At 56.3% G+C, this 13,352-nt stretch carries 9 protein-coding genes; 5 read left to right on the top strand and 4 right to left on the bottom strand.

Going from position 1 to position 13,352, the window contains the following annotated elements; translation table 11 throughout:
• Positions 1–14 precede the first annotated feature (14 nt).
• From cyaY to OHL20_RS02045, 4 genes are read right to left on the bottom strand one after another with little or no spacing between them, the layout of a single operon-like run.
• Positions 15–359, bottom strand: a complete 345-nt coding sequence (gene cyaY / locus OHL20_RS02060) for an iron donor protein CyaY (RefSeq protein ID WP_263381555.1) — start codon at positions 357–359, stop codon at positions 15–17.
• Positions 360–399: 40 nt separating this feature from the next.
• Complete coding sequence (locus tag OHL20_RS02055) at positions 400–1,956, bottom strand: GMC family oxidoreductase (protein ID WP_263381554.1); 1,557 nt, start codon at positions 1,954–1,956, stop codon at positions 400–402.
• On the bottom strand, positions 1,953–2,534 hold the full coding sequence (locus OHL20_RS02050; protein WP_263381553.1) for a gluconate 2-dehydrogenase subunit 3 family protein: 582 nt from the start codon (positions 2,532–2,534) through the stop codon (positions 1,953–1,955). The genes OHL20_RS02055 and OHL20_RS02050 overlap by 4 nt, the downstream gene beginning before the upstream one ends.
• 24 nt (positions 2,535–2,558) lie before the next feature.
• Positions 2,559–3,308, bottom strand: a complete 750-nt coding sequence (locus OHL20_RS02045) for an alpha/beta fold hydrolase (protein ID WP_263381552.1) — start codon at positions 3,306–3,308, stop codon at positions 2,559–2,561.
• Positions 3,309–3,522: 214 nt separating this feature from the next.
• Between OHL20_RS02045 and OHL20_RS02040 the strand changes: the two genes are divergently transcribed.
• The 5 genes from OHL20_RS02040 to OHL20_RS02020 all read left to right on the top strand — a co-directional run bounded on the left by OHL20_RS02040 (position 3,523) and on the right by OHL20_RS02020 (position 13,262).
• Complete coding sequence (locus tag OHL20_RS02040; RefSeq protein ID WP_263381551.1) at positions 3,523–6,225, top strand: glycoside hydrolase family 2 protein; 2,703 nt, start codon at positions 3,523–3,525, stop codon at positions 6,223–6,225.
• Positions 6,226–6,299: 74 nt separating this feature from the next.
• Positions 6,300–8,381: a glutaminase family protein gene (locus OHL20_RS02035; RefSeq protein WP_263381550.1), complete on the top strand. Its 2,082-nt coding sequence runs from the start codon at positions 6,300–6,302 to the stop codon at positions 8,379–8,381.
• Positions 8,378–10,456 carry a DUF5054 domain-containing protein gene (locus OHL20_RS02030; protein ID WP_263381549.1) on the top strand — a complete coding sequence of 693 codons (2,079 nt, stop codon included), beginning with the start codon at positions 8,378–8,380 and terminating at the stop codon, positions 10,454–10,456. The genes OHL20_RS02035 and OHL20_RS02030 overlap by 4 nt, the downstream gene beginning before the upstream one ends.
• A gap of 29 nt (positions 10,457–10,485) precedes the next feature.
• On the top strand, positions 10,486–10,884 hold the full coding sequence (locus OHL20_RS02025; protein WP_263381548.1) for a hypothetical protein: 399 nt from the start codon (positions 10,486–10,488) through the stop codon (positions 10,882–10,884).
• A gap of 107 nt (positions 10,885–10,991) precedes the next feature.
• Complete coding sequence (locus OHL20_RS02020; protein WP_263381547.1) at positions 10,992–13,262, top strand: TonB-dependent receptor; 2,271 nt, start codon at positions 10,992–10,994, stop codon at positions 13,260–13,262.
• Positions 13,263–13,352: the final 90 nt, after the last annotated feature.

The following is a 13,352-nucleotide window of genomic DNA, read 5'->3' as shown; positions in this document are numbered from 1 at the left end:
TGTAAATAGTGCCGTCAGTCGAGTGTGATGTCGGGGTCGGCGAGATGTTCGCGCAGGAGGCGAGCGACGAGCGGTTTGAGGGTTTCGCCAGTTTTTGGAAGGGTGAAGGCTTTGTTCGCCTCGTTCCACTCGAGTTTGAAGCTGGTCGCCTGCGCCGAGATCCAGACCTGGCGGACAGGCGTGTTTGGCGTGACGACGAACTTGCTCGAGCCGTTCTCGAAGATGATGTTCATTACGCCATTGTTATCTTCGAACTCGAAGCTTCCGGAATCATCCTCAGCCTTGATGAGGGCTTGTTTTAAAGACTCAAGGGCGCGATCAGATTCGTTACGGAACGTGGCTTCATCCATTGTGCTCATTACGTCTAGTCTACTTGATGCGCCTTGCGGATCGTGAATGTTATGGACGTTGTTGCAGAAAGGCATCCGCTGAGCGGAGTGCGAGAGCCATGATGGTGAGCGCCGGATTTGCAGGCAGCGCACTTGGGAAGACTGAGTTATCAACGATCCACAGGTTTGGAATGTCATGACTGCGGCCTACCTCGTTGACCACCGAGGCGGCCGGATCCAAGCCCATGCGACAGGTTCCGATGGTGTGGGCGGAGCGCTGGAACGTCCAGATGTCAGTCGCTCCGGCTGCATGCCAAGCCTTCGTCATGACCTTCTCGGCGTGATCGGACATGCGCTTCTCGTTTTCTCCATAGCTGAAATAGATGATTGGCTTGGGCATTCCCGAGTCGTCAATCTCCGTGGAGAGTTCCATGCGGTTCTCGGGACTTGGCAGGCAATCGCCATTAACGCCGATACCGGCCACGTTGTTGTATTGGCGGATGTAGTCGACGAGAGGCTTGCCCCATAGTTCACGTCCACGAGCTACCTGGGTAGCCCACGTTACGGGAACGACACCGAGGCTTTGGACGAGATAGCCTCCAATGAAGTCTGCATCCTTTGGGCGGATCATGTCTTCGGTGATGAGCGAGGCGGGGAAGCCTTTGTTCGGGCGCATTTCTTCGGCGAAGGTTCCCCACACTTGCGTAGCCACATGTGCCATGAAATTGCGGCCAACCTGGCCACTGGAGTTGGCGAGGCCGGTGTGGAGTAGGAGGCGTGGGGTCTCGATCGCTCCAGCGCAGAGGAAGACGGCGCGACATGGCTGGCGGATATCTTCGCCTCGGTGACGGTAAATGACCGCTTCGATCTGGCCTTGGGAGTTGCGTTCGATGTGATGGACAAAGCACTCAGGGCGGATCTCTGCTCCGTTACGAACAGCGGCAGGGAGATAGGTGACGTCCATGCTGGCCTTGGCGCCGTTGCGGCAGCCTTGATGGCAGTACCCGCGGTTGACGCAGGCAGCGCGTTCGCCATACTCCGACTGCCTGTAGTCACGACTGAGCGCGGCGATCGGAGCAGGTGAGGTGCGGACACCAATGCGCTCAAAACCTCGTTGCATGACTTGGGCCGGTGCATTGAGGGGTACCGGGCCAAGGGGGTAGGTCCGTTCTAAGTCCCAAGGGTAGTCGGCGGGTCCTGAGACGCCAATGAATCGCTCTACCTCTTCGTAGTAAGGCTTAAGGTCGGCGTAAGTGAGTGGCCAATCTTTTCCCGCGTTGAACTCTGATCGGATCTTCAGGTCGCGTGGATCGGCTCGCGGCACAAAGGCTCCCCAGTGAAGGGTGGAACCTCCGACGCCGGTGCCACTGTTATTTGAGCCGAAGGCAGTAGGAGTTTCGCCAGCGCTGAGACGTTCGTCCAGCCAGTAGAGCTTGGCGGCGTCTATCTCGTCGGTGGCGAACTCTGTGGCGGGATCCTTCCAGAGCCTTCCAGCCTCTAGCGCGACAACGCTGAGGCCCGTAGCGGCAAGGCGGGCCAGTACAGGTGCGCCGCCTGCTCCTGTACCGATCACCACGGCGTCTACTGTTTCGCTTGTGCTGTAACGCTTGCTTTGGTCAAGATTCATCGTGGCTCAGGCTCCCAGGCTTCTCGCTCGCCGATGCCAAGTTGTACAAAGCCGTGTTCGTTGTCTGCAATACCGCTGTACCCCATGGAAGCTAGCGTCTGAGGATGGGCTACGAAGAGTTTTGTAGCGTCGGAGCGCACATCTTCAAACCATCGTCTGAGATCGAGCTTCTTAGAGGTGATGGTGCCGCTTGCGATAGAGGAGATCAAGGCATCCTGCGCATCGGAAGCCAGCCGGTCAAATGGAATAGAACTCAATTTATGTGCAAAGCTATCGAGTAGCTGCAGGCCGATGCGGTACGCCTCGGTGTCGGCCGGCAGCGCGGCGTATCGCCAGCCATCACCTTTGCCTGTAGATAGTTGTGCATCCAATCGCGCCGCGAGATCGATGACCACAGTATCCGCACCGGCGTTCTGTGGAATGACTCGTGCCAATAGTGCACGCAGGGTGTGGAGTTCTTGCTGATCGAGGCAGTCTGGCGTGTATCCAACGTCGTCCAGCTTACCTCGTTCGAGTAGAACGTTGCGTGTTTGCGAAGAGACACGGTCGGACGCAATAAGTGCTTCGTATTCTGTCAAAAAGACCTCTCCGCACGCGAAGTGTCAGAAAACTTTGAGGAAGTTTGTGATGAGCGCGGTCAGTTCGTCGGGCGCTTGAAACGTTATCAGGTGATTGGAGACCACGGCGATCATGTGCGACTCAGGGAAGTGAGGTTGCGTAAGTTTCTGTTGAACGGCAGGTCCAAGGGCGCCGTCATCATCACCGGCGATCACAAGCGTCGGCAGGCTGATCGTACCGACTCGTTCGGCCCAATCCTCTTTGCTGCCGCTGTCGAGCCATGCTGTCCATGCTGCGGTATTCATGTGCAAAACATCTTCCACAGACCGATCAAAAACCACCGCTGGAATGACCCGCGAGATGTTGTCCTCGATGTACTTTCTCGCGTGCTTAAGGTTGTCGTCGGTGTTGTCCCTGTTTGCAAATGCTGCCAGCATCTGCTCTCGCTTTGAGTCGCTCATCGGTTCCGGACCAGGAGGGGATGGAGCAATCAGGACGAGGCCGGTCGGTAGGGGGAGCGAAGTCGTTCCATCCACAATGCGGCGAGCCATAACGGCAGTAAGCTTGCCCGACATACTGTGACCGATCAGGAGGTAGCGCTCTAGGTTAAGGCTTGCGAGCACTTCGAGTAAAGCATCCGTCATTTCGCCGACCGAGAACCCCGAGATGCTTGCCGCTTCGCCGAAGCCAGGAAGATCGATGGTGACACAGCGATGCGTCTTGCTGAGAGGCTCGACAACTTCCGTCCACTCTCGCTGAGTTCCTCCGAGAAAAGGCATCAGGATGAGGGTCATTTCGCCGGTTCCGTGTTCTGTGTAGGGCAACATGCTGAGTAGGATGCAGGACGGAGACCTATCATGCAGATGGTCTATGCATGGTTTGCGCCTGCGTGAAAGAATTATGCGATTTTCCTATACAGACGACGAAGCATTCCGTACGAATGGGCAGACATCAGGGCTGGGCGCTTGCGTTACAGATACCATTCGGATAGAAGGAAGCGTCGGGATCATGAAGGATGGACACGTGAACACAGGATGGAAGTCGTCGATAGCTCGCTGCGCCGGTGTATTTCTGGCAGGTTTTGTTGCAACGCTTTCTTCGTTAGCAGCGTCGGCTCCTCCTGCGACCATGATGCTTTCGTCAGGTTGGCAGTTGCAGGACGCGGGCAAGGTGTCTCAGGCCGGAGAGGCTGTATCGGGAGCGGGTTTTCAGACGACTGGGTGGCTTGCGGCGACAGTTCCGGGTACGGTCTTGACCAGTCTGGTGAATGACGGAGTCTATCCGGAGCCGCTATACGGAGAAAACGACCGGGCGACCAAGATTCCGGAGACATTGGCCCGTACTCCTTTCTGGTACCGGACCGTGTTTACTGTTCCGAAGAACTACAAGCAGAAGACGACCTTCCTCAACTTCGACGGGATTAACTATTCGGCCGAGGTGTGGGTTAATGGCAAGCAGGTTGGCACGATGCGCGGGGCGTTCAAGCGCGGGATCTTCGACATCACGGCGCTGGTAAAGCCCGGCAAGAAGGCAGTGTTGGCTGTTCTGGTGACACCGCAGCCGCATCCCGGCGATCCGATTGAACACAACATTCGAAATGGTGTAGGGACCAACGGCGGCATTACGGCTATCGATGGGCCGACTTTTCTTTCCACGATCGGCTGGGATTGGATTCCGGGAATTCGCGATCGCGACTCGGGAATATGGGAAAAGGTCTTTTTATCGGCAACCGGGCCGGTGCTGTTGAAAGATCCGCTTGTGACGACGGACCTTCCTTTACCAAAATTGGATAGTACAGATGTAGGTGTACAGGCACGGCTTGAGAACATCACCGATTTGCCGCAACAGGGACTGTTGAAAGGGAATTTTGGTGGAGTCTCCTTTCAGAAGAATATAGAAGTGTCCCCGCACAGCTCGACAGCGGTTTCGTTTGACGCGAAGAGCACGCCTGCGCTTCACGTCCTGAATCCTAAACTATGGTGGCCGAATGGATACGGCCCGCAGAATTTGTATGAGCTTCACCTCACCTTTGAGGTGAAAGGGAAGATCTCTGATAGCCAGGATGTACCGTTTGGTGTTCGCAAGATCGCTTACTTAGTGCCTGATTCAGAGAACCTGACGATCTCGGTCAACGGTGTGCGGGTGTTTATCCGCGGTGGCGACTGGGGCCTTGACGAGGCTATGAAGCGCATCCCGCGAGAGCGTCTGGAAGCGCAGATTCGCATGCACAAGGCCGCGAACATGAACATGATTCGCAACTGGGTCGGGCAGAGTACGAGCGAGGATTTTTACGAGCTTTGCGACAAGTATGGGATTCTACTTTGGGACGAGTTTTTCCAGCCGAATCCGAGCGACGGTCCTAATCCGACGGATCTGCCTACCTATCTGGCGAACGTCCGCGACAAGATTTTGCGCTATCGCAACCATCCTTCGATTGCCGTCTGGTGTGCTCGCAATGAGGGCTATCCGCCGAAGGAGATTGACGATGCACTGCGGGTGCTGATGGCGGAGCTGGAGCCGACACGGCTCTATCAGCCGAGTTCGACGGCGGGACATGGCGTTAATTCGGGCGGCCCATATCATTGGCGCACGCCGCGAGAGTTCTATCAGTTTGACGAGGCCTTTAAGACAGAGATCGGCACGGTGTCGGTGCCAACTATCGAGTCCATTAAGGGCATGATGCCAGAGAAGGACTGGGAGATCATCAACGACGACTGGGCCGAGCATGACTTTGCCAAGGGTGCGTCGGGTGGAGACAAATATCGCGGCATCATCGAGGCGCGCTATGGCAAGCTGGCCAATCTTGCCGACTTCGTGAGGAAGTCGCAGCTTGCAAACTACGAGGCCTTTCGCGCAATGTATGAGGGCCGCAACGCAAAGCTCTTCAGCCCGAGCACAGGTGTCATTACGTGGATGAGTAATCCAGCACAGCCGAGCTTTGTATGGCAGATCTACCATCATGACCTGGAGCCGAATTCTTCGCTCTTCGCCGTACAGAAGGCTGCTGAGATGGTGCATGTACAGCTCAATGAGAGCGACAGTGATGTGCAGGTGATTAATAACCTGGGAACTCCGATCACTGGTGCTGTGGCGCGCGTTGCTGTCTACAATCTGGATGGTTCGGCGGCGTATCAGCATGATTTCAAAGTCACCGCTCCGGCGAGCGTGGCGACAAGCCTTGGCAAGATGGACTGGCCAGCAGGGCTTTCGCCGGTTCACTTCATCAAGCTTGATTTACATGATGCGGCGGGATCGTTACTCTCTACGAATTTCTACTGGCGTGGAATGCCTGATCATCCGGATGATCTGACGGCTCTTAATGATCTACATCCCGTCACTCTGGAGATGAAGGCGTCTCGGAAGGACGAGGATGGCAAATGTCTCATCGCGGTCACGCTGCATAATCCCGGATCGCAGGTGGCGCTGATGACCCACCTACAGCTTCGTAGGCAGAAGTCGGGCGAGCGAGTTCTCCCTGTTTACTACACCGATAATTACATCTCACTTACACCCGGCGAGACGCGGACGCTCTCGATCGAAGCGAGCGTGGAAGCTCTCAAAGGAGAGATGCCACTGGTGGTTGTCGATGGCTGGAATGTGGCGGTGACTTCATCATCCGCCGGCTCTGTGGCTACGATGACGAACGTGGGAGCACAGGTAGATCACTGGCCAACCACCGGCATTCCGATGTACGTGCCTCCGGCGCAATGATCCAGCGGCGCACGGGAGGGATGTAAGCCGTTACAATTCTCTGGCGACGCTTCCGCGTTCCTGGAGATTAGAAAATGTCCTTAGCTGGTGCCCGGTGCTCTCTGGTTTGTTCCGTATTGTTTGCTGCTGGCCTCGCTGCACAACAGACAGAGCGACCACCTGCTACGCCATTGATTGCGCACGATCCGTACTTCAGTGTGTGGTCGAACACGGACAAGCTTACGGATTCGAACACGCGTCATTGGACGGGTCATGTACAAGCATTGACCGGCCTTGTCCGTGTGGATGGAAAGCCATTTCGGATTATGGGCGGCGACCCGAGAGGTGTTCCAGCTATGGAGCAGACCTCCATGCATCTGACGCCGACGCATACGGCCTACAGCTTTGCTGGATCGGGAGTGCAGATCGATCTCACCTTCTTTACGCCTGCGTTTCTGGATGATATGGATCTGCTGTCACGGCCGGTGACGTACTTGACATGGGCTGCGCACAGCACGGATGGTGGACAGCATCAGGTCGCTGTTATGCTGGCCGCGAACGCTGAGATTGCAACGAGTATGAACGGCCAGCAGGTTGTCTTCTCACGTCACCAGACGGCGGATACGTCGGTGCTCTCGGTAGGGACTCGCGATCAAGCTGTATTGAATCGTTCGGGCGACGATTTGCGGATCGACTGGGGGTACTTCAACATTGCCGTGCCTCGTGGTGAAGCATCGAAGAGCACGGTCAGCGCTCGACCTGAGCGGGCTTTCGCCAAGGATGGAGGTCTGCCAGCAGCTGATGAGATGGAAGGTCCGATTCCGCTGAACCGGATGGCGTCCGAGATGGCGGTCTCGTTTGATCTTGGCGCCGTTGGCACTGAGCCTGTCGCGCGGCACGTTCTCGTGAGCTATACGGAAGGCTATGCGGTGCAGGTGCTTGGGCAAAATCTGCGCCCGTATTGGCAGCGTGATAATAAGCCGGTGTCTACCATGCTTGATGAGGCAGCGCAGCAGTATGCCGCACTCGATGCGCGTGGCGTGGCATTTGATAAGCAGCTTACGGATGACTTGACCCACAGCGCAGGGGAGCATTATGCGTGGTTGTGTACGCTGGCCTACCGGCAGGCGATTGCGGCGCATAAGCTCGTCGCAGATGCTCGCGGGACGCCGATGCTGTTCGCCAAGGAGAACTTCTCCAACGGTGATATGGCCACGGTCGATGTGCTCTATCCTTCAGCGCCACTGTTTTTATTCTTCAACCCGAAGTTGCTTGAGGCGCAGTTGTTGCCTGTCCTGCAGTACGCGGCGATGCCGAATCACTGGCACTTTCCGTTCGCTCCGCATGATCTTGGTCAGTACCCATTGGCAAATGGTCAGGAGTACGGCGGTGGTGAGAAGACGGAAGAGGACCAGATGCCGGTTGAGGAGTCGGGCAACATGCTGATCCTTATCGATGCTTTGGCGCGTACGGAAGGCAATGCAGCCCTGGCGCAGCGGTTCTGGCCGCAGCTTACCCGATGGGCGGAGTACCTGAAGGAGCACGGGCTTGATCCTGAGAACCAACTGTCGACCGACGACTTTGCCGGCCATCTAGCGCACAATGCGAATCTATCCATCAAGGCGATCGATGCGCTGGCAGCCTATGCGGATCTGGCGAAGATCTTGCACCATGACGCTGAGGCAAAGCAGTATGCCGCCACTGCGAAAACAATGGCAGAAAAGTGGATCGATTTAGCGAAGGATGGTGACCACTACAAGCTTGCGTTTACTACACCGGGTTCGTGGAGCCAGAAGTATAACCTCGTCTGGGATAAGGTGCTGGACTACAACCTGTTCCCGAAGAAGGTTCGTGATGCGGAGCTTGCCTACTACAAGACGAAGATGAATGTTTATGGGCTGCCGCTCGACAGCCGGGCTGACTATACGAAGCTCGACTGGACGATGTGGACGGCTACACTGGCCGACACGCCGGAGGGTTTCAACTCACTTGTTGACCCGATGTACAAGTGGGCTAACGAGACAACTGCGCGGGTGCCGTTGACGGACTGGTATGACACAAAGACGGGGAAGCAGGTTGGCTTCCAGGCGCGGAGCGTTGTTGGCGGACTCTTCATCAAGGCGCTAGCAGATAAGCCGCTTGCTGAGAAGTGGCGGAACAAGAGCGTGACGAAATGAAGCGACGTTCCATTCTCAAGCTATCCGCATTAGTCGCAGGCGCAGCGGCAGTGCCGGGGTCACTTCTCGGCGAGCCGGTCCAGCGGCCAGTGAAGCGAGTGCTGGTGGTTTTCAAGTGTCACCTCGATGTTGGCTTCTCACTCACGCAGGCACAGGTCATGCGGAAGTACTTCGATGAGTACTACCCCGCGGCGCTTGAGCGGACTGCTCAGCTTCGTGCTGCGGGCGGTGATCGTTACATCTGGACGACCGGGTCGTGGCTACTCTATGAATATCTTGAGCAAGCAACGCCGGCACAGCGCAGCGCCATGGAAGCTGCGATCGGACGCGGAGATATAGCGTGGCATGCACTGCCGTTTACCTGGCAGACCGAGATGCTGAATCGCTCCATGATCGAAGGAGGCCTGAGCTTCTCAGCCGATCTTGATCGTCGTTTTGGGCGTGTCACGACTGGATGCAAGATGAGCGATGTTCCGGGTCATTCGCGTGGCATCATTGCGCCGTTACAGGCGCATGGCGTCACGTTATTGGACGTGGGCATCAACGCAGCGAGTACGCCGCCGGATGTTCCAGATGTTTTTCTATGGAAGGATGCCACGGGTAACTCGCTGATCATGCTGTACCACCGGCATGACTACGGAAGTGTGTTGCAGATTCCGGGATCAGATCTTGCGATCGATGTAGAGGTTCGGAATGACAACAGCGGGCCGCATACCGCAGAAGAGGTTGCGGCAATCTACAGCAAGCTGCGCGCGCAATTTCCCGGCGCTGTTGTTGAAGCAGCCAGCCTTACGGACGTGGCTCATGCCGTCGAGCCATTCCGCAGCGTGCTGCCTGTCGTCACCGAAGAGATCGGCGACACGTGGATCTATGGCATACCAAGCGATCCCTTTAAGGTAGCGCGGTACCGCGAGTTGGCTCGGCTTCGGCAGGACTGGCTTGCGCAGAAGAAATTCGCTGCAGGCGACGCCACGGATCGCCAGTTTTTGCGACGGCTACTGCTCGCGGTGGAACATACGTGGGGTACGGACACCAAGAGCTACCTGGATAATAATCACTATCGTCCTGCTGACTTGGCGAAGGTAATCGATACCTCCCCTTACAAGGTAATGACGACGAGTTGGCAGGAGAAGCGCGACGACATCAGCGAGTCTGTAGCTTCGCTGCCAACCTCGTTGCGGGAAGAGGCTGATACCCGGCTGAAGACCTTAGGAGCGGCCGTACCTTCGCTCGATGGCTTGACTGTTCATGATCCTGCGAAGCCCATCGAAACGACTCATTTCGATATGAGTTTCGACCCGACTACGGGTGCGATCATTGGCTTGAGGAACCGAGCTACAAAGCGCCAGTGGGCTGGACCGGATCACCCGCTTGCACTGTTCACCTATCAGACGCTCTCTGCTACCGACTTTACCGATTTCCTCGACAGGTACATCCTTGTCAAATCCTGGTGGGCCCCCGGCGACTTCGGCAAGCCGAACATTGCGAGCTTTGGTGCGCGATCACAGGAGTGGCATCCAAAGCTAGTTCGTTGTTTAGCTGGAAGACAGGGTAGTAATGTGCGTATTGTGCTCCAGATGCAGATGGATGATTCTGCAGCCAGCGCGACGGGCAACACGGCATGGCCTGCAGATATCTATCTGGAATTGCTATTGCCCGATGCGGAACCGGTGATTCATCTGAACCTTACAACGATGCGCAAAACAGCGAACAGAATGCCCGAAGCGATGTGGCTTACGTTTAATCCGCCCCAGGCGGAGCGTCGCGGATGGACACTCGATAAAGTTGGACAGAAGGTTGCCGTCACAGACGTGGTTCGCGGTGGCGGCCGGGCGATGCATGCTCTCTCCGATGGACTGCAGTTTAAGGAGGTTAGCGGCGGCCAGTCTCTTCGAATTGACACACTCGACGCGCCGGTGGTTGCGCTGGGTGACCGGACGCCTCTCAACTTTTCGCTGCCACTTCCCACGATGGCGACGGGTGTTCATTTCAGCCTCTTCAACAACGCATGGGGCACGAATTATCCGCAATGGTGTGGCGGCGACTGGAGCTACCGGTTCACATTACACGCCTGAAGTCAGTCATCTTTTCTAGGCATCGCAATATGAGTGCGCTACACTCGAACGAAGTGCGGCGAACCCTCTCCATCCTCCTGTTGCTGCTGGTCGGCCTTCCGCTGATCGCGCCTCTGTTCGCGAGGACGGCTGCCGCAAAGCTTCCGCTCTGCTGCCGGAAAAATGGGGATCATCATTGTATGGGTGGTATGGACATGGGTGTGGCGATCGGGTCCGATCACACGCTTGCGGCGTTGCACGCAAGGTGCCCTGCTTTTCCCAAGGCTACCGCTGTCACTTTGATGCAGGCTGCATTCTTCGTGCGGACACAGTCTCGTTTCGCCGAAATTGTTGCTCATCCCAACGCTCAACCGCAGACCGAAGCGCGTTATCGCATTGCGTTCAATCGGTCCCGGCAGAAGCGTGGACCTCCAGTAATCCTCTCGTAACGCTTTCGTCAGGCAGCAGGCAATCCTCCGTCTATTCACGATGAGGAATATTCGCTGTCATTCACAAGCTCTTACAATCACGAATTTCGTGATGAGGATATGGAACGATGCGCAGCTTTTTCCGGTGCTTTGCAGCACTGTTTCTTCTCTCCGGCACACTTCTCTATGCGACCGTCTTTGGTCGAGTTCAAGGTGTTGTCCATGACGCGCAACATCGCCCTGTCGGCGGTGCGCAAATATCTCTTCGCGCAGCACACTCCGACTTCATACAGACGATTACGACGAATCAGGATGGAGCCTTCAGCCTGCCCACGGTGCCGCTTGGGGAGTACATCATCACGGTCGCGCAACCAGGCTTCAACGTGTTGAAAGAAAGCCTTAGCGTTGCCTCAAACACGACACCAACGTTGCACTTTGAATTGCAGGTTGGCAGCCTGAAGGAATCGGTGACCGTTGTGACGCAGTCGTCCGCGACGAACATCGATAGTGTCACGCCGACAACTACGATTGATCGTCATGACATAGCGCGAACACCAGGCGCTGATCGGACGAACTCACTTCAGATGATTACCGACTTCGTACCGGGCGCGTACATGACGCACGATATGCTTCACTTGCGCGGTGGCCATCAGGTGAGCTGGGAGATTGATGGTGTTCAAATTCCTAACACGAATATCGCCAGCAATCTTGGCGCGCAGATCGATCCGAAGGACATCGATTATCTGGAGATGCAGCGGGGAAGCTATGCGTCCGATGTAGGAGACCGAACCTACGGCGTCTTCAACGTCGTGCCGAGGACAGGCTTCGAGCGGAACAATGAGGCTGAGGTGGTAATGAGTTTTGGCAACTTCTTCCAGACCAACGATCAGGTCAACTTTGGCAGTCACACGGAGAAGTTTGCTTACTACGCCAGCTTGAGCGGCAATCGGTCGGACTATGGTCTTGCGCCGCCAGTCGGCCAGATTCATCATGATGCTGCCAACGGATACGGTGGCTTTGCGTCGCTGATCTACAATCGCACGCCGCGTGATCAGTTTCGGATGGTGAGCCAGCTTCGCGGAGACTACTTTCAGATTCCCTATGATCCTGATTCCAGCAGCTCGGAAAATCAGCAGTTCGATTCAAGCGGCCTGCGCGACGGGCAGCACGAGCTGGATGGTCTGGTGGATTTCTCGTGGGTCCATACCTTCAACGCCTCAACACTGCTGCAGGTCTCGCCGTTCTATCACTACAATCGAGCGGACTATGAGCCCGGCTTGAACGACCTTCCGATCGCCACTACGTCCGATCGCGCTTCAAACTATGCAGGCTTGCAGGGATCGCTGACTGGCCAGGTCGCCCGCAACACGTTGCAGGGCGGCGTCTATGGATTTGGCCAGCATGACAGCTATGTCTTCGGTTCCATCTTCAATGATGGGAGTGCAACCAACTTCCGCAGCACAGACATGGCTAGTGGCGGTCTCGCTGAGGAGTTCGTCTCCGACACGTACAAGGCGACGCCATGGCTTACGCTGATCGGAGGGCTACGCGGATCTCACTTTGTGGGTGAATTCACGGAGAACCGTCTCAGCCCGCGGATCGGCGCGGCGGTCCAGGTTCCAAAGCTGCATTGGGTCTTTCGGGGATTCTATGGCCGCTTCTACCAACCGCCGCCGCTGCTCACTGCGGCTGGTCCGATCGTTCAGTTTGCGAACAGCCAGAATACGACCTTCGAACCGTTGCATGGGGAGCGTGACGAGGAGCATCAGTTTGGGGTGCAGATACCCCTTCGAGGCTGGCTGCTCGATGCCGATACCTTCAAGACGCGCGTCAACAACTTCCTCGATCACTCGAACATCGGCGAGTCGAGTATCTACTACCCGGTGACGGTGGATGGTGCCTTGATTCAAGGCTGGGAGCTTACGGTGCGCTCACCTCGGCTGTGGAACTTTGGGAGAGCGCATCTTGCCTATTCGAACCAGATTGCCAAGCAACGTGGAGCCATTACCGGTGGTCTGGTCTGCTTTCCGATTGCGTCCCCGGATTGCAGTTCGGACTTTACGTACTCGCCTGTGGATCACGATCAGCGCGACACGTTGAACGTGGGTTTTGATGCTACGTTGCCACTCCGCGCGTATGCCTCGACCAATGTCTCCTATGGGTCGGGCTTTCACAATGGATCGCCGAATGAGCAGTATCCGGGCGACTATCTGCCGCAGCACACTACGGTCGATCTCTCGATCGGGAAGACGTTTGGGGAGAGCACGACGGTTTCGGTGAACGCGATCAACGTCGCAAACCGGCGGGTGCTGCTCGACAACAGCCTCACCTTTGGGGGATTTCACTTCAACGATCCGCGCGAGCTTTACGGTGAGGTTCGCTACCGCTTCCATTATTGAGTATTTGCTGTTTCCGGTGGGGCTTTTATTTTTTCTAAAAGTCCAAAGTCTAACTAAACAATGAACTTAGGTCTGGACCTGTGTATGTCA

This window comes from Granulicella arctica (assembly GCF_025685605.1).
Taxonomy (GTDB): domain Bacteria; phylum Acidobacteriota; class Terriglobia; order Terriglobales; family Acidobacteriaceae; genus Edaphobacter; species Edaphobacter arcticus.
This window is presented reverse-complemented; position numbering and strand designations above follow the sequence as displayed.

What these genes read in the sequence shown, in the direction of transcription:
- cyaY (WP_263381555.1), bottom strand. Translation starts at nt 359, where the DNA reads ATGAGCACAATGGATGAAGCCACGTTCCGTAACGAATCTGATCGCGCC.
- OHL20_RS02055 (WP_263381554.1), bottom strand. Translation starts at nt 1,956, where the DNA reads ATGAATCTTGACCAAAGCAAGCGTTACAGCACAAGCGAAACAGTAGAC.
- OHL20_RS02045 (WP_263381552.1), bottom strand. Translation starts at nt 3,308, where the DNA reads ATGACCCTCATCCTGATGCCTTTTCTCGGAGGAACTCAGCGAGAGTGG.
- OHL20_RS02040 (WP_263381551.1), top strand. Translation starts at nt 3,523, where the DNA reads ATGAAGGATGGACACGTGAACACAGGATGGAAGTCGTCGATAGCTCGC.
- OHL20_RS02035 (WP_263381550.1), top strand. Translation starts at nt 6,300, where the DNA reads ATGTCCTTAGCTGGTGCCCGGTGCTCTCTGGTTTGTTCCGTATTGTTT.
- OHL20_RS02030 (WP_263381549.1), top strand. Translation starts at nt 8,378, where the DNA reads ATGAAGCGACGTTCCATTCTCAAGCTATCCGCATTAGTCGCAGGCGCA.
- OHL20_RS02025 (WP_263381548.1), top strand. Translation starts at nt 10,486, where the DNA reads ATGAGTGCGCTACACTCGAACGAAGTGCGGCGAACCCTCTCCATCCTC.
- OHL20_RS02020 (WP_263381547.1), top strand. Translation starts at nt 10,992, where the DNA reads ATGCGCAGCTTTTTCCGGTGCTTTGCAGCACTGTTTCTTCTCTCCGGC.